This is a genomic window from Sphingopyxis sp. MWB1, assembly GCF_000763945.1.
In the GTDB taxonomy this organism is placed as follows: Bacteria; Pseudomonadota; Alphaproteobacteria; order Sphingomonadales; family Sphingomonadaceae; genus Sphingopyxis.
In genome coordinates, this window is sequence record NZ_JQFJ01000004.1 from 74,143 (window position 1) to 91,005 (window position 16,863).

Sequence of the window (16,863 nt, forward strand, 5' to 3'; positions counted from 1 at the left end):
AATTATGTCTATACATTAAAGCAGCGGGATGCAATGATCGTGGCGAAGGGAGATTCGGCGATGCGATGCGACAGGCTGTGGCGCAATGCGCGGCTGGCGACGATGGCAGGACCATCGGGCGCGGGCGATGGAAGCGCCGCCATGGGGTTCATCGAAGACGGGCTGCTGGCCGCGCGCGACGGCCGCATTCTCTATGCTGGACCTGCCGCCGATGCCCCCGCCTTTGACGCCGCCGAGGAAGTCGATTGCGCGGGGCGCTGGATCACCCCCGGCCTGATCGACTGTCACACCCATATCCTGCATGGCGGCAACCGCGCGCATGAGTTCGAGCTGCGGCTGGAAGGCGCCTCTTATGAAGAAATTGCCCGTGCGGGCGGCGGCATTGTTTCCACGATGCGCGCAACGCGAGAGGCCAGTGAGGATGAGCTGGTCGCGAGTGCCCTGCCCCGCGTCGATGCGCTGATGGCTGAAGGGGTGACGACGCTGGAGGTGAAATCGGGCTATGGTCTCGACACCGCCAATGAGCTGAAGATGCTGCGCGCCGCGCGGCGGCTGGGAGCCGAGCGCCCGCTGCATATCGCCACGACCTTTTTGGGCGCTCATGCCCTGCCCCCCGAATATGCGGGTGACGCCGATGCCTATATGGCGCTGGTGATCGACGAAATGCTGCCCGCCGTACAGCGCGAGGGGCTGGCCGATGCGGTCGATGCCTTTTGCGAAGGCATCGGGTTCAGTGCCGGACAAACCGAGAGACTGTTTGCGGCGGCGGTGCACGCAGGGCTGCCGGTCAAGCTGCACGCCGAACAATTGTCGAACCAGCATGGCGCGGCGATGGCGGCGCGGCATGGCGCCTTGTCGGCGGATCACCTCGAATATCTCGATGAAGCGGGGATCGCCGCCATGGCGCAGGCAGAGACGGTCGCGACGCTGCTGCCCGGAGCCTTTTACTTCATGCGCGAAACGCGCCTGCCGCCAATTGCGGCGTTGCGCGAAGCAGGCGTCCCGATCGCGCTCGCGACCGACTGCAACCCCGGTACGTCACCGCTGACCTCGCTGCTGCTGACCCTCAACATGGGCGCGACCCTGTTCCACCTGACCGTCGCCGAATGCCTCGCGGGCGTCACGCGCAACGCCGCGCGTGCGCTGGGTCTGGCGGACGAGATCGGGACACTAGAGGCCGGAAAGCGCTGCGACCTTGCCATTTGGGACATCGAGCGTCCCGCCGAACTTGTCTATCGCATCGGGGCGAACCCGCTCCATGCCCGTATCTGGAGTGGCCAATGACCGAAATCCTGCTCTCCCCCGGCGCCGTGACGCTGGCCGACTGGCGCGCCATCTATCGCGGCGCGGCGCTTCGGCTGGACCCGGCATCGGCGCCGCGCATCGCCGAAAGCGCGGCGGCGGTGGAGCGGATATTGGCCAAGGGGGCGCCCGTTTACGGGATCAATACCGGATTTGGGAAGCTCGCGAGCGTGCGGATCGACGACGCCGATCTGGCGACCCTGCAACGCAATATCGTGCTGAGCCATGCGGCGGGAACCGGTACGCCCTCCCCCATTCCTATCGTGCGGCTGATGATGGCGCTGAAGCTTGCGAGTCTGGCCCAGGGCGCCTCAGGCGTCCGGCTCGAGACCATTGCCCTGCTGGAGGCGATGCTTGCCAAGGGGCTGACCCCGGTGATCCCGTCACAGGGATCGGTCGGCGCGAGCGGCGATCTGGCGCCCCTATCGCATATGGCGGCGGCGATGATCGGCGTCGGGGACATGTACGTCGGCGAGCGGCGCCTTTCCGCCGCAGAAGCGCTGAAAGAAGCCGGGCTGGAGCCGCTGGAACTGGCGGCGAAGGAAGGGTTGGCGCTGCTCAACGGAACGCAATTTTCCGCCGCCAATGCGCTTGCCGGACTGTTCGAAGCCGAATTGCTGTTCCAAAGCGCGCTGGTGACGGGCGCACTTTCGACCGAGGCCGCCAAGGGCTCGGACACGCCCTTTGATGCGCGCATCCACGAACTGCGCCGCCATCGCGGACAGATCGAAGTGGCTGGCGCGCTGCGCGAACTGATGGCGGGATCAGCCATTCGCGCCTCGCACCGCGAGGATGATCCGCGCGTGCAGGACCCTTACTGCCTGCGTTGCCAGCCGCAGGTGATGGGCGCCGCGCTCGACCTGTTGCGGCAGGCAGCAACGACGCTGGAGATTGAGGCGAACGGCGTGTCCGACAATCCGCTGATCTTTGCGGGCGCCGATGAAGCGCTCTCGGGCGGCAATTTTCACGCCGAACCCGTCGCCTTTGCCGCCGACATGATCGCGATGGCGATTTGCGAGATTGGGTCGATTTCCGAACGGCGCATCGCGATGCTGGTCGATCCCGCGCTGTCGGGCCTGCCCGCCTTTCTGACTCCGCAGCCGGGGCTGAATTCGGGCTTTATGATCCCGCAGGTAACGGCGGCGGCGCTGGTCAGCGAGAATAAGCAGCGTGCCTATCCCGCCAGTGTGGATTCGATCCCGACCTCGGCCAATCAGGAAGATCATGTGTCGATGGCCGCGCATGGTGCGCGGCGCCTGCTGGAGATGGCGGAAAATGCCCAGGCGGTGATCGGCATCGAGTGGCTGGCGGCGGCGCAGGGGTGCGATTTTCATAGCGGGCTGGCCTCGTCCGAAGCGCTCGAACGCGCGCGGGCGCTGCTGCGTTCGCACGTGCCGATGCTCGACCATGACCGCCATTTCCATCCCGATATGGAAGCGGCCAATGCAATGGTCCGCAACGGCGCGCTGGTCGAGGCGGCCAAGGTCGCACTGCCGGGCGTAGCCCCATGAGCGACTGGCTGCATATTCATCGCGGCGAGGCGCCGCTGGTGGTCGCCTTTCCGCATGGCGGCACCGGTTTGGCGGGGCGTGAGGATCGCTTCGTGTCGCCATGGCGCGCGCGGCTCGACACTGACTGGTGGATCGCCGAGCTTTACGCCTTTGTTCAGGACATGGACGCAACGACGGTGGCAACCGACATCTCGCGCGCCGTCATCGACATGAACCGCGACCCGTCGGGCGCATCGCTCTATCCAGGGCAGGCGACGACCGAGCTGTGCCCGACGACGAGTTTCGAGGGCGATCCGCTCTATTCCGGCGCGGGTCCCGATGCCTATGAGATTGCGGCGCGCAGACAAAACTTCTTCGATCCCTATCATGCCGCGCTGGCGGCGGAGATTGATCGGCTGCGCGGCGTCCATGGGCGCGTCGTCCTTTATGATGCGCATTCGATCCGCAGCCGGGTGCCGCGCCTGTTCGACGGCGAACTGCCGCAATATAATATTGGCACCAACGGCGGTGCGACCTGCGCCCCCGAACTCGAAACCGCCATTGCAGCTATCTGCGCGGCAAGCGGCGATAGCCATGTCGTCAACGGCCGCTTCAAAGGCGGCTGGACGACGCGCCACTATGGCCGCCCGGCGGACGGCATCCATGCGATCCAGATGGAACTGGCGATGCGCGGTTATATGTCCGAGCCTGCTGCGCCGGATGAGGCCAACTGGCCCGCCCCCCTTCATTCCGACCCTGCGATCCTGCCCGTGCTGCGGCAGGTGATCGCCGCTGCTCTCGACTTTGCGAAAGGACCCGCATGACCACCCGTCTCGACAACAGCCGCATCATCAAGGCGCCGACCGGCACCGAACTGAACGCCAAAAGCTGGCTGACCGAAGCACCGCTGCGCATGTTGATGAACAATCTGCACCCCGACGTCGCCGAAGCGCCGCATGAACTGGTCGTTTATGGCGGCATCGGCCGCGCGGCGCGCGACTGGCAAAGCTACGACCGGATCGTCGAGGCGCTGAAGCGGCTGGAAGATGATCAGACTTTGCTGGTCCAGTCGGGCAAGCCCGTGGGGGTTTTCCGCACCCACGCCGACGCGCCGCGCGTGCTGATCGCGAACAGCAATCTGGTGCCGCATTGGGCGAATTGGGATCATTTCAACGAACTCGATAAGCGCGGGCTGGCGATGTATGGGCAGATGACCGCGGGGTCGTGGATTTACATCGGCACGCAGGGCATTGTTCAGGGCACCTATGAAACCTTTGTCGAGATGGGGCGCCAGCATTATGGCGGCGACCTGTCGGGCAAATGGCTGCTGACCGCCGGCCTCGGCGGCATGGGCGGCGCACAACCGCTCGCGGCAGTGATGGCGGGGGCGTCGTGCCTGGCGATCGAATGCCAGCCGAGCCGGATCGAAATGCGGCTACGCACCGGCTATCTCGACAAGGCCGCGCAGACGATCGAAGAAGCGATGGCGATCATCGAGCAAAGCTGTGCGGAGAAAAAGCCGGTGTCGGTCGGCCTGCTTGGCAATGCCGCCGAAATATTGCCCCAGCTTTATGCGCGCGGCATCCGCCCCGACATGCTGACCGACCAGACGAGCGCGCATGATCCGGTCAACGGCTATCTGCCCGCCGGGTGGAGCGTGGCCGAGTGGGTCGAGAAGCGGACGAGCGACCCGCAAGCAGTGGCGAAGGCGGCCAAGGCGTCAATGGCGGTGCATGTCCGCGCGATGCTGGATTTTCAGGCGGCAGGGGTGCCGACGACCGATTATGGCAATAATATCCGGCAGGTCGCGAAAGATGAAGGGGTCGACAATGCGTTCGATTTCCCCGGCTTCGTTCCCGCCTATATCCGCCCGCTGTTCTGCCGGGGCGTGGGGCCGTTCCGCTGGGCGGCGCTGTCGGGCGATCCGGAGGATATCTACAAGACCGACGCCAAGGTGAAGGAATTGTTGCCCGACAATGCGCATCTTCACCGCTGGCTCGACATGGCGCGCGAGAAGATCCATTTTCAGGGGCTGCCCGCGCGCATTTGCTGGGTCGGCCTGGGTGACCGGCACCGGCTGGGCATGGCGTTCAACGAAATGGTCGCGTCGGGCGAACTCAAGGCCCCGATCGTCATCGGACGCGATCACCTCGACAGCGGATCGGTCGCTAGCCCCAACCGCGAGACCGAGGCGATGCGCGACGGCAGCGATGCGGTGTCGGACTGGCCGCTGCTCAACGCCCTGCTCAACACCGCGAGCGGCGCGACCTGGGTGTCGCTGCACCATGGCGGCGGCGTCGGCATGGGATATTCGCAGCATAGCGGCATGGTGATCGTCGCCAACGGCACCCCGGAAGCGGCGAAGCGACTGGAGCGGGTGCTGTGGAACGACCCCGCAACGGGGGTCATGCGCCATGCCGATGCGGGATATGAGATTGCGATCGACTGCGCGCGGGAGAAGGGGCTGGACCTGCCCGGCATTTTGGGATGAGCGACGCGCCGCTGATCCTGCGCGCGGGGGAGCGAAGCCTGCAGCCGTGGCGCAATGGCGGCGGGGTGACGCAGGAGATTTGGGTCGATCCGCCGGGTGCGGGGGATGGCGATTTCCTGTGGCGGGCGAGCCTGGCGACGATTGATACCCCCGGCAACTTTTCCGATTGGCCGGGGATCGAGCGGCTACTGGTTCCACTGACCGGAGTGCTCGAACTGAACATCGAAGGCGAGACGATATGTCTGGCGCCGGGCGATGAAGGCCGCGCTTTTCCGGGCGAAGCGCAGGTGAGCGGGCGTCCGCTGGACGGGCGCTGTTCCGTACTGAACATCATGACCCGGCGGGGCCGGATGTTAGCGAAAGTGCCGCGCAGCGTAAGCTTGGCGGGGCAGGTTCCGGGCCCCCGGCCAAAGCAGCGGCTGGTGGTGGCGCGGGAGCGGGAGGCGGTGGAGACTGGGGAGACGCGGCTGGTGCTGGAGGCGGGGGATGCGCTATTGCTGAATGGCGATGGCGTGACAGATTTTGAAGATAAATATTTGATTATACTTGATTTATTTTCCGCTTAAGGCAGGTGTGAGGTTGAGGGGTGTCTCGACTTCGCTCGACACGAGCGGGGTGAGAAGGAAGTGCCGGGGATTGGGGCCGAGGACCAAGACGCGACGCTCTGCAGCTCGGGCTTGCTCCCTAGCCTATCTCCTTTTGCCAAATCGATAGATGTGTCCGGCGATGGCTGGGGCCACGCGCGGTTGCGCTTCTCCTCCCCCGGCCCCGGTTTTCGCCGGGGCACATGTAACGGGTGGAAGGATTGCCGCGATCAAGTTCGGGGTGGCGGAGGGGCGCGGTTGCTCTCGCTCAGAACCAGATGCGAACGCCGACGATGAAGGCGGTTGTTTCCACGGCTTTGCCGCTGGCGCGGGCATAGTCGGCGGTGGCGCCAAATTTGCGTTCCCATTGGACGCCCACATAGGGGGCGAATTCGCGGATGATTTCATAGCGCAGGCGCAGGCCCAGTTCGGCTTTTGAAAGCCCCGAGCCGATGCCGCTTTCGGGCACGCCCTGCAGCGCGAAATCGGCCTCTATTGCGGGCTGGAGGACGAGGCGCTGGGTGATGCGCTGGTCATATTCGCCCTCGATCCGGGCAAAAGCGTCGCCCTTGTCCGAGAGGAAGAGCGCGCCCTCCACCTCGAACCAATAGGGGGCGAGGCCTTCGAAGCCGATAGTGGCATAGCTTCGGTCGGGGCCGGGGCCGAAATCCCGGCGGACACCCGCCTGCGCGTTGAAATAGGGACCGATGGCGCGGCTGTAGAGCAATTGCGCCTCGCCGCCTTCAAACCCTTCACCGATTTCGCTTTCGCCCTCGCCCTTGATCGTCAGCCGGTTGATGTCGCCGCCGAACCAAGCTTCCGCATCCCAGGCGAGGCTGTCATGCCCCTTTCGCGCCAGATATTCGAAATTGGCGCTGATGAAGCCGAAGGTCTGGTCGCCATTTTCGACCATCATTTCATGGCGCGAATGCTCCATCGCGGCCTTGGGGAAGATGCGGTCGGCATACCAGTCGCCAGGCGGCGGCGGCGCGGGGGCGTCGCCTGCGGGGAGGTCGGTGCCACTTTTGCCGTCCGCCGCGCCGGGGGTGGCAACATCGAGCGTGCAATGGCCCATGGCGGCATGGTCTGGCGTGCAGGCGGGCGTAGCCGGGGTTGCCGAAACCGCGGGCATGGCGTGGCTCGGGTGCGGATCGACCGGAGGCGGAGCGGTTTGGCCGCTGTGGGCGCCGTGGACGCTGTGGGCGCCATGGTCGCCATGATCCGAGTGAGCATCGTGGTTGGCAGGCGCGGTGGGCGCTTGATGGCTCCGATGATCCTGATGACCCGGCTGGCGTTGGTGCGCGTCATGCCCGCCCTGCCCGGCTTCGGCTTCCATGTTGCAATGGCCCATGGCAGCGTGGTCGGGGGTGCAAGTCGGCGCTTTATGGGCGGAATGATCGCCCTGCGCCGCATGTCCCTGATGAGATGTTCCATGCTCGGAGCCATGCGATTGGGCAAGCGCGGGCGCGGCGAGCGCCAGCGCCGAGAGCCCTGCGAGCAACATCGAGGCGCGCATCATACTGCCTCTCCCTTGGGGCGGACGCTGACGACGCGCATCATCCCCGCGTGCATATGATAGAGAAGATGGCAGTGGAACGCCCAGTCGCCGAGCGCGTCGGCGGTGAAATCGAAGGTGGCGATGCCGCCCGGCTGGACGATCACCGTATGCTTGCGCGGCGCGTGATCGCCCTTCCCCGTCACCAGTTCAAAGAAATGGCCGTGCAGGTGGATGGGGTGACTCATCATCGAATCGTTGATCAGGTTCACGCGCACCCGCTCGCCCTCGATAAAGGGGATGGGTTCGTGATGGTCGGACATCTTCACCCCGTCGAACGACCACATGAAGCGTTCCATATTGCCGGTCAGGTGGATGTCGAGCGAGCGTTCCGGCGCACGCACATCGGGGTTGCGGTCGAGCGCGACGAGGTGGTGATAGGTCAGCACCTCATGCCCCACATCCTCCAGCCCCTGCCCCGGTTCGGCCATGCGGTCGACGGGCATGGGGGAGATGGACTGGACGCTGGGGTCGCGCTTTACCTGCGGCGCGACGTCGAAATCGCGCATGCTGTGGTCCATGCCGCCCGCACCATGGCCCATCGCGGCGTGATCGGCGGCGCCCGAGGCGTCACCAGCTGGCGTGCAATGGCCCATGGCGGCATGTTCGGGGGTGCAGGCGGCGTCGCCGCCGCCCGACATGTCCATCCCCATATCCTTCATCGTTGCGAGCGGACGCGCGCGCAGCGCGGGCACCGGCGCGACCAGCCCGACGCGCGGGGTGAGCGTCGCGCGCGCCATGCCCGACCGGTCATTGGCCTCGGCAACGAAGGTGAAGGCGCGGTCTTCATCCGGCGTGACGATGACATCATAGGTTTCGGCAACGCCGATCTGAAATTCGTCGATCGCGACCGGCCGGACATGCAGCCCGTCGGCCTGAACCACCGTCATGCGCAGCCCCGGAATGCGGACGTTGAATATCGTCATCGCCGAGGCGTTGATGATGCGCAGCCGCACCCGCTCCCCGGGCCGGAACAGCGCGGTCCAATTGTCGCGCGGGCCATAGCCGTTGACGAGGAAAGTATAGGTCGAACCATTGACGTCGGCGACATCGGTGGGGTCCATCCGCATCGCGCCCCATTCAATACGTTCCTTGAGCGACTGGTCCTTGCCCGCGAGCAGGCCCGCGAACGTCTGGCGCTGCATGTTGAAATGGCCCGGATTGACCTTCATCTTGCGAAAGATTTCCTCGGGCGCGAGCGTGCTGTGGTCGGACAGGACGATCACATGTTCGCGGTCAAAAGGCGCGGGTTCGGCGTCCGCCGGGTCGATGACGATGGGGCCATAATGGCCAAGCTGTTCCTGAAGCCCCGAATGGCTGTGATACCAATAGGTCCCCGATTGCAGGATCGGAAATTCATAGACGAAACGCGCGCGCGGCTTGATGCCAGGAAAGCTGACGCCGGGGACGCCATCCATGTGAAAAGGCAGGATCAGCCCATGCCAGTGGATCGAGCTGTCCTCGTTAAGATCGTTGATGACGGTGAGCTTTGCCTGCTGCCCTTCCTTCAGGCGGATCAGCGGGCCGGGAATGGTGCCATTGATGCCGATGGCGCGGGTGGTGCGGCCATCGACGCGCAGCGTGCGGCGTGCGATACGAAGCTGAATATCCTCCCCCGAAACGCTGGGGAGCGGGGCGGCGATGCCGGGCGAGACGGGCTGCGCCCAGGCGGGAAAATAGGAGGAAAGCGCGGCCACTGCGCCGCCGCCCAAGGCCCCGCCCATGAAAAGGCGCCGGTCAATCTGCATGGAAATCATATGCTCCTGTCAAACTCTTCATCTGTTACGCAGCCGGAGGGCCAGCCCCTTAAAAACAGGTCTGTTATTCCCCGCCATCCTGCTTTTCATCCAGCGCATCGCGCAATTGCTGGCGCGCGCGATAGAGGCGGGTTTCGACCGTCTTTTGGCTGACCCCCAGCGTTGCGGCGGCCTCCGCCTGGCTCATTTCCTCCACCCCGCGCAGCAAGAGGACCTCGCGCAGGCGCGGCGGCAGCGCCGCCATGGCCGCGCGGACGCGCGCCAGTTCGGCGCGGTCGCCCGCCTGCCGGTCTGGCGGCGGGGCTTCGGCGGCGACATGGACCGCGGTGTCGAGCGGCAGGGCGCGGGCGAAAAAGGCGCGCACCTTGCGCCGCCGCGCCCAGTCGCGGCATTTGTTGAGCGCGATGCGCGCGATCCACAGGCGAAAGGGACGCGCGCCGTCATAGCGGTGAATGGCGGCAAAGGCGGAGACGAAGGCTTCCTGTGTCAGATCGAACGCCTCGTCGGCGTCGCCGACATGGCTGTAGACCAGCCGATAGGTAAAGCCCTTGTACCGGCGCAGGATTTCGCGGCAGGCTGCTTCGCTGCCGGCCTGTGCCATGGCCGCCAGTTGCTGGTCGCTTTCGTGCTCCGTCTGCGCCTTCACCGCGCATCGGCGGTCAGCGCCTTGACCACGCTTTTGTCGAACATCGCCGCCTGGTCGGCGTCGAGCACGTCGCGCATCGCGAAGAGATGCTGCAAGGTTTCCTTTTGCAATTCGCCCATCACCCGGTGGCTGTGGTCGATCGCCTCGGTCACTTGCGGGCCATAGCCATGCTCGGCCTCGATCGCGCGGGCGAGCGCGACATTGGCGGCGCGCATTTCGCGCTGCAGCGCGTCGCGGCGGGCCGCGAAATCGCTCTCGATCCGGTCGAGCCGGGCATGTTGATCGGGCGAAAGATCGAGTTCGTCATGGAGCAGCGCGTGCAGCTCCGTCTCGCTCGCGCGCGGCTGATCGAGGATCAGCCGCCCCGCGAAAATCCCCGCAAAGGCCGCGATAAAGGCGACCGCCGCGACGAGCAGCAGGCGGCGTGCGCTGTTCATTCGCCGCCGCCCAGCAAGGCAGCGGGGGCGAGCGGGCTGGCGGGCGCCAGCGGGGTCAGCGGGCTAGCCGCGACCGCCGGGCCGGGCAGCACGCTGCCCGCGACCATGCCGCCGCCGAGCGAGACAAAGGCCGCGATGGCGAGCATCCGCCGCATCGCCGCTGCTTCGCGCCGCCGCGTCTCCAGCGCGCCCAGCACGCGGTCGTCGAGCGCGTCGAGTGCGTCGGGCAATGGCGCCTTGCCCAGCATGGAAAGCTGGCCGGTCAGTGGATCTGTTTCTTTCATCCTCACCCCTTCCATACGCATGCGCGCGCCGCGCCCCTTGCCCGCCCTGGAAATTTTCCTGGAGCCAAGGGGGCTGCGCCCGCCCTGCGTAATAGCAAAGCAAGGGTTCCGATGGAGGAAATAATGAGCAAATATCTGTTTACTGCGATGGCGATCGCTTCTTTGCTGTTCGCGCCCGGCGCGCAGGCCCATGTCTCGCTGGCGGCATCGACCCCGGCGGCGGGGGCAAGCGTGGGCAAGGTGACGCAGGTGCAACTGCGCTTCAGCGATGTTATTGCCCCCGCCAGCGCGCGCGCCGAGGTGGTGATGACCGCAATGCCGGGTATGACCGATCATCCGCCGATGAAAATGCCGCTGACGAGCGCCATCGGCAAGGATGGCCGGTCGATGACGCTGACGATGAAGCGCGCGCTGGTCCCCGGCACCTATCAGGTCAAATGGACGGCGGCGGGAAGCGACGGGCACAAGAGGACCGGCGCCTTTGACTTCAAGGTGAAATAGGCCGGGATGGCGGAGCGGCGGGGCGAGCTCAAGGCCGCCCCGCCGCCAGTTCGCCGCGCGCCTGGCGGATGATTTCCGCCGCGCCCCAGATGGCCAGCCCCGCCATGATCGCAGCGACGCCAAGGTCGGGCCAGCGCTGTCCCGTGCCAAAGACGCCGAGCGCGGCGCCCATGACGGCGAGATTGCCGATGGCGTCGTTGCGCGAGCAGATCCAGACCGAGCGCATATTGGCGTCACCCGCGCGATAGCGATAGAGAAGCAGTGCGACGGCGACATTGGCGACCAGCGCCATGGCACCGATCAGCCCCATGGTTTCCGCCTGCGGCGCGCTGCCCGAGACCGCAGCCCACAGCGCCGAGCCGAGCACCCAGAGGCCGAAGACGAGCATCGTCAGCGCCTTCACCAGCGCAGCGCGGGCGCGCCAGGCAAGCGCCATTCCCGCGACGCCAAGGCTGATCGCATAATTGGCGCTATCCCCCAGAAAATCGAGCGCGTCAGCCTGAAGCGCGCGCGAATCCGCCGCGACCCCCGCCGCCATTTCAATCGCGAACATCGCGCCATTGACGATCAGCGCGATCCATAAAATTCGCCGCCACCGCGGGTCGTTAAGCGCGGCCGGGCCGCTTTTGCTGGCGCAGCATTGGTCTGCCATGGCCGAAGCCTCCTTGGTTATTCGAGTCGGCATCCTATATGCAGCCTGTAGCCACTACAGGGTCAAGCCAGCCATGAAAATCGGTCAATTATCGCGCGCCACAGGCACCCATATCGAGACCATCCGCTATTATGAACGGATCGGCCTGCTGCCCGAACCGGGGCGCACCGCCGCCAATTATCGCAGCTATAGCGACGCGCATCGCGCGCGGCTGCGCTTTGTGCGCCATTCGCGTGAACTCGGTTTTACGATCGAGGAGATACGCTCGCTGCTCGACCTGTCCGACCATCCGGCGCGCGATTGCGGCGAGGCCGACCGCATTGCGAGCATACATCTGGAACAGGTGGAGGCGAAAATCGCGCAGCTCGAAGCGCTGCGCGACGAGCTGAGACGCATCGTCGGCCGCTGCCGCGGTGGACAGGCGGGGGACTGCCGGGTGATCGAGGCGCTGGGCGATCATGGGCAATGCGCGGGGCATTGAGGGGTGGTTTATTTCGCGCAGAGGCGCAAAGGACGCCGAGTTTTTGGGATTCACGCGGAGACGCGGAGAATTGGCTTAACGTGGGATCGGTTAGTTCCCGATGAGCTGTCGCCCTTCCCTGCAAGGGAGCAATAACGAGTGGCTTGGCCGCTCCTTTCCTTTCTCCGCGCCTCCGCGCGAAACTATATTCTTTTCCGACGCTGGGGCCATGGATGCCAGATCGAGTCCGGCATGACGAATGAGGGGTGGGGCGCAAGAAGAAGGCGGGTCCCGGATCAAGCCCGGGATGACGTAAGGGGACAAGGCCGCGCGGACGGATCGGTGCAGGCGCGGGATGACGACGGGCGGGCGCTCGGTGATGGGTCACGCGGGCCCATTTATCTGTTCCGCTTGCGGAATCCCACGCGGCACGGCCGCAAAGGTCGTGCAACTTTCAACAATCGTGAGAGGGAAGGTGGGACGATTCTGTTGCCCGGCTCGTCCCCAGCCGCTGGTATCCGATTCTGTTGCCCGGTTCGGTCCGAACCGCGTTCTATTTGTCTAACCTTAGGCCGTGAGGCTTATCGGTTAGGCAGCAAGAGCGAGTGCTTCGTTATCGTTAGCACCTATTGGTTTTGAGCCTTTAACGGGTTACTCAGCCCGGAAGAAAATATCGTCTTTGAACACACGTCGATCCTGGTTCGGCCCCGTCAGAAACCCGCGTCCCAAGCGGGAAGCGGATTTGTGGTGGAGCCGCCGGGTACTGCCCCCGGGTCCGCTGTGTCTATTCCACGACACCATTTATCCTCATAGCCGGTCGAAACCGGCCCTTCCCATATAGGAAGCCCGGCCTGCCTTGGGAAGAGGGAGGTTCAGACCGGCGTGGGGACAGCGGCACCAGGACGCCCCCTCCCCCTTGGTTTCACGCTATTTTTTCGTGAGAGCGTCGCGAATTTCGGCCAAAAGCTCCACTTCGGTCGGCGCGGCCGGTTCGGCCTCTTCCTTTTCTTCCTCCCCGCGAACAATGCGATTAACCCACCGCACCAGCAGGAAAATGATGAAAGCCAGGATCAGGAAATTGATCACCGCCGTCAAAAAGGCCCCATAGCCGAACATGGCGACACCGGCCTTTTTGAGCGCGGCATAATCGCCCGCGGCAATACCTTCGGGCAAGGGGCCGAGACGCACATAGAGATAGGAAAAATCGACCCCGCCGAAAATGGCGCCGGCGAGCGGCATGAGGACGTCGTCAGTAAGCGATTTGGTAATGGTGGCAAAAGCCCCCCCGATGATAACCCCCACCGCCAAATCCATAACATTGCCTTTGGCAATGAACTTCTTGAATTCTGCCAGCATTGTAACACTCCCAGGCTGATGGCGTTTCATCCGTCTGGCCGGTTACGATTGCGTAAACGCCCCGCCCTTCCTATTATCTGTATTGTCACGGCAAAACGCCGATGGAGGGAGATTGACCGATGAACTTTCGTTCCGCCCGCTGGATGATCCTGCCGGCCGCCGCCCTGTCGCTGTCGGCATGTGGCATCAACAGTGTGCCGACCAAGGAGGAAGCGGCCAAGGCCCAATGGGCCAATGTCGAGGCCGCCTATCAACGCCGCGCCGACCTGATCCCCAATCTGGTCGAAACCGCCAAGGGCGCCGCCAATATCGAGAAGGAAACGCTGGAAAGCGTCATCCAGGCGCGCGCATCGGCCACCCAGGTCAAGCTGGAACCCGGCGATCTGGACGATCCCGCCAAGGTCGAAGCCTTTCAACAGGCGCAAGGCAATGTGTCGAGCGCGCTCAGCCGCCTGCTCGTGTCGGTCGAACGCTATCCCGACCTCAAAAGCCAAGGGCGTTTCGCCGATCTGATGACCCAGCTTGAGGGCACGGAAAACCGGATCAACATCGCCATTCGCGACTATAATGGCGCGGTGCAGGATTATAATACGACGATCCGCACCTTCCCCGACATTATCGGCGCGAAAATCGTCCATGGCGCCGAGCCGATGACGCCGTTCAAGGCGGTAACCCCCAACGCCAATCAGGCGCCGAAGGTCGATTTCGGGCAATAAGGTGACATTGACCGCCTTTTTCCGCCCGCTGGCAGCCGCCATCCTTCCCGGGCTGGCGCTGCTGGCGGCAGCGGTGCCTGCCGCCGCGCAGCAGTTTCCCGAACTGACCGGCCGCGTCGTCGATCAGGCCGATATCATTCCGCCTGCCGAGGAAGCCGCGCTCAACGCGCAGCTCGCGGGGCTGGAGGAACGCAGCGGGCGGCAACTGGTGGTTGCGACCGTGCCCGACCTTCAGGGCTATGAGATCAGCGATTATGGCTATCAACTGGGCCGTCACTGGGGCATTGGCAGCAAGGCAGAAAATGACGGCGTTATCTTTCTGATCGCGCCAAACGAACGGCGCATGAATATCTCTGTCGGCTATGGGCTTGAACCCGTGCTGACCGACGCCCTGTCGGGAAGGATCATCCGCAACGACGTTACCCCCCATTTCAAGGAGGGCGATTTTCCCGGCGGCATTCAGGCGGGGGTTAACGCCATCGCCGAGCAGCTGGAGCTGCCCCCCGAAGAAGCCGCTGCGCGCGTCGCGGCCGCCGACAAGGCCGAACGCAAGCGCGCCGAGGGCGGCAATATGGGCGGGCTGTTCTTTACTCTGTTCGTGGTCTTTTTCTTTTTCATCCTGCCGATGATGTCCGCCTTTGGCCGGCGGGGGAAAAAGCACGGGCGACGCAGCGGCCCGTGGGGCGCCGCGCCCATCATCATCTGGGGCAATGACGATCATTGGGGCGGCGGTGGCGGCTGGGGTGGCGGCGGCTTTGGCGGCGGTGGTTTCGGCGGATTCTCCGGCGGGGGCGGCGGCTTTGGCGGCGGCGGCGCGTCGGGTGGCTGGTAGGGGACGAACAATGGCATTACGCAAGGTCAGCCATGTGAGCGAAGCCGACCACCGCATCGTCACCGATGCCGTGGCCGCGGCCGAGCGCGATACCGATGGCGAAATCGTCACCATCATCGCCGCGCAATCGGACAGCTATGACGATGTCGCGCTGGTGTGGGCGAGCCTGTGCGCCTTTCTGGCGATGTCGATCGTCGCGCTGTTTCCCGAATGTTTCCGGGCGCTTTACGATGCTCTGCGCGGCGGATGGGGGCACCAGCCGACCGCCAATGAATGGCTGGGCATCGTCCTCGCCTTTGGCGCGATCAAATGGATCGGCGTGTGGCTGTTCCTGCTTTGGCGGCCGCTGCGCCTGTTCCTGACCCCGCGCGCGATCCGCGCGGGCCGCGTGCGGGCGCGCGCCATCGACCTCTTCAAGGTCGGCACCGAGGCCAAGACCATGGGCCGCACCGGCGTGCTCCTGTATGTCAGCCTGAACGAGCATCGCGCCGATATTGTCGCCGACGAGGCGATTGCCGCCAAGGTGGCACCCGAAATATGGGGCGACGCCATGGCCGCGCTGATCGAACGCATTCGTGCAGGCCATCCGGGCGAAGGCATGGCCGAGGCCGTGCGGCAAATGGGCCTTGTGCTGGCCGAGCATTTCCCCAAGAGCGAGGGCAATCCCAATGAGCTGTGCGACCGGCTGATCGAAATCTAGGGCTCCTTCCTTTCTCCCCATCCACAACAGGAAAAATATGACTCTCCCCGCGCCCGACGCCCCCATCGAAACCCGGTGGGAAGGCCGCTATATCAGCGTCAAGACCCAGGAAAGCTGGGAATATGTGTCGCGCCCCGGCGGCATTCACGCCGCCGTGATCCTGCCCATCAACGATGCGGCGGACGGGCGACACATCATATTGGTCGAACAATATCGCGTACCGCTGAAGCGCCGCTGCATCGAACTGCCCGCCGGACTGGTCGGCGACGATGTCGCGGGCGAAGCCGTCGAAATCGCCGCCGCGCGCGAGCTGGAGGAAGAAACCGGCTATCAGGCAAAAAACTGGCGCGTGGTCGGCGAATTTCACAGCTCGCCGGGCATGGTCAGCGAAAGCTTTACCCTGCTGGTTGCAAGCGATCTGGTGAAAGTCAGCGAGGGCGGCGGGACCGATAGCGAAGATATCGTCGTCCACCGCGTCCCGCTGAACGGCATAGAGGATTTTCTGGCCGCGAAGCGCGCCGAGGATTGCGGGGTCGATGTGCGGGTGGCGATGCTGATCGCGGGCGGCTTGCTGGGGTGACAGCGGGGCTGCGGATCGTTTTCCGCTTGTCTTTCATTCGTCATCCCGGACCTGGTCCGGGATCCATGTGCCAGCGTCTTCCGGGTGTCAAAAGGTTTGGATTGACCATCGGGACCATTCTGAGGGGATAGGCTTGGATGGAGATTCGCGCAGAGGCGCAGAGAGCGCAGAGATTTTTTTGGGATTCGCGCGGAGACGCGGAGGCGCTGAGAGATGTTGTTGGGAGAGGTTGGCGCCCTATGAGTTGCCGCCGCGGCTCGTAAAGGAGACACTATTGAGCGGCTTTGCCGTTCCTCTCTTTTCTCCGCGTCTCCGCGGGAATGCTATCTCTTCTCCCTCTGCGTTCTCTGCGCTTCTGTGCGAATCGGATTCTTTTCCTGCGCGCCGGGGCGTGGATGCCGGATCAAGTCCGGCATGACGAATGAGGGGAAGCGGATAGCCCGAAGGCGCATGATGAGGGCTCAGCGTACGCCGAACCGCCAGCGCAGCAGGGGGCGGGCGAGGAGGAGGCCGGCCAGAA

The 16,863-nt window shown here is 64.6% G+C and carries 18 protein-coding genes and 1 other RNA gene; 11 read left to right on the forward strand and 8 right to left on the reverse strand.

Annotated features, from left to right (window positions below):
* The first annotated feature begins 60 nt into the window (after nucleotides 1-60).
* From hutI to JV18_RS0113075, 5 genes are read left to right on the forward strand one after another with little or no spacing between them, the layout of a single operon-like run.
* Complete coding sequence (gene hutI, locus JV18_RS0113055; protein ID WP_033075435.1) at nucleotides 61-1,284, forward strand: imidazolonepropionase; 1,224 nt, start codon at nucleotides 61-63, stop codon at nucleotides 1,282-1,284.
* Entirely contained in the window at nucleotides 1,281-2,813 is a 1,533-nt protein-coding gene (hutH, locus tag JV18_RS0113060; protein WP_033075402.1) for a histidine ammonia-lyase, read from the forward strand. Before hutI ends, hutH begins: the two co-directional genes overlap by 4 nt.
* Nucleotides 2,810-3,616, forward strand: coding sequence for an N-formylglutamate deformylase (gene hutG / locus JV18_RS0113065; RefSeq protein ID WP_033075403.1), 807 nt, complete (start codon nucleotides 2,810-2,812; stop codon nucleotides 3,614-3,616). The genes hutH and hutG overlap by 4 nt, the downstream gene beginning before the upstream one ends.
* Complete coding sequence (hutU, locus tag JV18_RS0113070; protein ID WP_033075404.1) at nucleotides 3,613-5,283, forward strand: urocanate hydratase; 1,671 nt, start codon at nucleotides 3,613-3,615, stop codon at nucleotides 5,281-5,283. The genes hutG and hutU overlap by 4 nt, the downstream gene beginning before the upstream one ends.
* A complete protein-coding gene (locus tag JV18_RS0113075; protein WP_052072241.1) occupies nucleotides 5,280-5,849 on the forward strand; it encodes a HutD/Ves family protein in 570 nt (189 codons plus the stop codon). Before hutU ends, JV18_RS0113075 begins: the two co-directional genes overlap by 4 nt.
* A 286-nt stretch (nucleotides 5,850-6,135) precedes the next feature.
* Here the strand turns inward: JV18_RS0113075 and JV18_RS0113080 are convergent, their stop codons facing one another.
* The 5 genes from JV18_RS0113080 to JV18_RS0113100 form a co-directional block, all read right to left on the reverse strand.
* A complete protein-coding gene (locus tag JV18_RS0113080; protein ID WP_033075405.1) occupies nucleotides 6,136-7,386 on the reverse strand; it encodes a copper resistance protein B in 1,251 nt (416 codons plus the stop codon).
* Nucleotides 7,383-9,179 (reverse strand): copper resistance system multicopper oxidase, encoded by a 1,797-nt coding sequence (locus JV18_RS0113085; protein WP_033075406.1) that lies wholly within the window; start codon nucleotides 9,177-9,179, stop codon nucleotides 7,383-7,385. The genes JV18_RS0113080 and JV18_RS0113085 overlap by 4 nt, the downstream gene beginning before the upstream one ends.
* Before the next feature lie 64 nt (nucleotides 9,180-9,243).
* Nucleotides 9,244-9,780: an RNA polymerase sigma factor gene (locus JV18_RS0113090; RefSeq protein ID WP_052072251.1), complete on the reverse strand. Its 537-nt coding sequence runs from the start codon at nucleotides 9,778-9,780 to the stop codon at nucleotides 9,244-9,246.
* 41 nt (nucleotides 9,781-9,821) lie between these two features.
* On the reverse strand, nucleotides 9,822-10,262 hold the full coding sequence (locus tag JV18_RS0113095; RefSeq protein ID WP_033075408.1) for a periplasmic heavy metal sensor: 441 nt from the start codon (nucleotides 10,260-10,262) through the stop codon (nucleotides 9,822-9,824).
* On the reverse strand, nucleotides 10,259-10,546 hold the full coding sequence (locus tag JV18_RS0113100; RefSeq protein ID WP_144243975.1) for a hypothetical protein: 288 nt from the start codon (nucleotides 10,544-10,546) through the stop codon (nucleotides 10,259-10,261). The genes JV18_RS0113095 and JV18_RS0113100 overlap by 4 nt, the downstream gene beginning before the upstream one ends.
* Before the next feature lie 123 nt (nucleotides 10,547-10,669).
* Between JV18_RS0113100 and JV18_RS0113105 the strand changes: the two genes are divergently transcribed.
* On the forward strand, nucleotides 10,670-11,047 hold the full coding sequence (locus JV18_RS0113105) for a copper resistance protein CopC (RefSeq protein WP_033075437.1): 378 nt from the start codon (nucleotides 10,670-10,672) through the stop codon (nucleotides 11,045-11,047).
* Nucleotides 11,048-11,075: 28 nt separating this feature from the next.
* On the opposite strand, the gene JV18_RS0113110 is transcribed toward JV18_RS0113105, so the two are convergent.
* Complete coding sequence (locus JV18_RS0113110) at nucleotides 11,076-11,699, reverse strand: cation transporter (protein WP_033075410.1); 624 nt, start codon at nucleotides 11,697-11,699, stop codon at nucleotides 11,076-11,078.
* A gap of 73 nt (nucleotides 11,700-11,772) precedes the next feature.
* On the opposite strand from JV18_RS0113110, the gene JV18_RS0113115 reads away from it, so the two are divergent.
* Nucleotides 11,773-12,180 carry a MerR family transcriptional regulator gene (locus JV18_RS0113115; RefSeq protein ID WP_033075411.1) on the forward strand — a complete coding sequence of 136 codons (408 nt, stop codon included), beginning with the start codon at nucleotides 11,773-11,775 and terminating at the stop codon, nucleotides 12,178-12,180.
* A 492-nt stretch (nucleotides 12,181-12,672) separates the two neighbouring features.
* On the opposite strand, the gene ssrA is transcribed toward JV18_RS0113115, so the two are convergent.
* Together ssrA and mscL are read right to left on the reverse strand one after the other, a co-directional pair.
* Nucleotides 12,673-13,026: a transfer-messenger RNA gene (gene ssrA, locus JV18_RS15080) on the reverse strand.
* Nucleotides 13,027-13,086: 60 nt separating this feature from the next.
* Nucleotides 13,087-13,515, reverse strand: a complete 429-nt coding sequence (gene mscL / locus JV18_RS0113120) for a large conductance mechanosensitive channel protein MscL (protein ID WP_033075412.1) — start codon at nucleotides 13,513-13,515, stop codon at nucleotides 13,087-13,089.
* A gap of 119 nt (nucleotides 13,516-13,634) precedes the next feature.
* Between mscL and JV18_RS0113125 the strand changes: the two genes are divergently transcribed.
* The 4 genes from JV18_RS0113125 to JV18_RS0113140 are packed head-to-tail and all read left to right on the forward strand — an operon-like array spanning nucleotide 13,635 to nucleotide 16,343.
* Nucleotides 13,635-14,231 carry a LemA family protein gene (locus JV18_RS0113125; RefSeq protein WP_033075413.1) on the forward strand — a complete coding sequence of 199 codons (597 nt, stop codon included), beginning with the start codon at nucleotides 13,635-13,637 and terminating at the stop codon, nucleotides 14,229-14,231.
* Nucleotide 14,232: 1 nt separating this feature from the next.
* Complete coding sequence (locus tag JV18_RS0113130) at nucleotides 14,233-15,063, forward strand: TPM domain-containing protein (RefSeq protein WP_443027802.1); 831 nt, start codon at nucleotides 14,233-14,235, stop codon at nucleotides 15,061-15,063.
* Between the two features lie 10 nt (nucleotides 15,064-15,073).
* Nucleotides 15,074-15,763, forward strand: a complete 690-nt coding sequence (locus JV18_RS0113135) for a TPM domain-containing protein (RefSeq protein ID WP_033075414.1) — start codon at nucleotides 15,074-15,076, stop codon at nucleotides 15,761-15,763.
* Nucleotides 15,764-15,800: 37 nt separating this feature from the next.
* Nucleotides 15,801-16,343: an NUDIX hydrolase gene (locus JV18_RS0113140; RefSeq protein WP_033075415.1), complete on the forward strand. Its 543-nt coding sequence runs from the start codon at nucleotides 15,801-15,803 to the stop codon at nucleotides 16,341-16,343.
* The last annotated feature ends 520 nt before the right edge of the window (nucleotides 16,344-16,863 follow it).

Coding starts and splice junctions, on each gene's coding strand:
- JV18_RS0113080 (WP_033075405.1), bottom strand. CDS start 7,386: ATGATGCGCGCCTCGATGTTGCTCGCAGGGCTCTCGGCGCTGGCGCTC.
- JV18_RS0113110 (WP_033075410.1), bottom strand. CDS start 11,699: ATGGCAGACCAATGCTGCGCCAGCAAAAGCGGCCCGGCCGCGCTTAAC.
- JV18_RS0113125 (WP_033075413.1), top strand. CDS start 13,635: ATGAACTTTCGTTCCGCCCGCTGGATGATCCTGCCGGCCGCCGCCCTG.
- mscL (WP_033075412.1), bottom strand. CDS start 13,515: ATGCTGGCAGAATTCAAGAAGTTCATTGCCAAAGGCAATGTTATGGAT.
- hutI (WP_033075435.1), top strand. CDS start 61: ATGCGATGCGACAGGCTGTGGCGCAATGCGCGGCTGGCGACGATGGCA.
- hutH (WP_033075402.1), top strand. CDS start 1,281: ATGACCGAAATCCTGCTCTCCCCCGGCGCCGTGACGCTGGCCGACTGG.
- JV18_RS0113135 (WP_033075414.1), top strand. CDS start 15,074: ATGGCATTACGCAAGGTCAGCCATGTGAGCGAAGCCGACCACCGCATC.
- JV18_RS0113100 (WP_144243975.1), bottom strand. CDS start 10,546: ATGAAAGAAACAGATCCACTGACCGGCCAGCTTTCCATGCTGGGCAAG.
- hutU (WP_033075404.1), top strand. CDS start 3,613: ATGACCACCCGTCTCGACAACAGCCGCATCATCAAGGCGCCGACCGGC.
- JV18_RS0113140 (WP_033075415.1), top strand. CDS start 15,801: ATGACTCTCCCCGCGCCCGACGCCCCCATCGAAACCCGGTGGGAAGGC.
- JV18_RS0113095 (WP_033075408.1), bottom strand. CDS start 10,262: ATGAACAGCGCACGCCGCCTGCTGCTCGTCGCGGCGGTCGCCTTTATC.
- JV18_RS0113105 (WP_033075437.1), top strand. CDS start 10,670: ATGAGCAAATATCTGTTTACTGCGATGGCGATCGCTTCTTTGCTGTTC.
- JV18_RS0113085 (WP_033075406.1), bottom strand. CDS start 9,179: ATGATTTCCATGCAGATTGACCGGCGCCTTTTCATGGGCGGGGCCTTG.
- JV18_RS0113115 (WP_033075411.1), top strand. CDS start 11,773: ATGAAAATCGGTCAATTATCGCGCGCCACAGGCACCCATATCGAGACC.
- hutG (WP_033075403.1), top strand. CDS start 2,810: ATGAGCGACTGGCTGCATATTCATCGCGGCGAGGCGCCGCTGGTGGTC.
- JV18_RS0113090 (WP_052072251.1), bottom strand. CDS start 9,780: ATGGCACAGGCCGGCAGCGAAGCAGCCTGCCGCGAAATCCTGCGCCGG.
- JV18_RS0113075 (WP_052072241.1), top strand. CDS start 5,280: ATGAGCGACGCGCCGCTGATCCTGCGCGCGGGGGAGCGAAGCCTGCAG.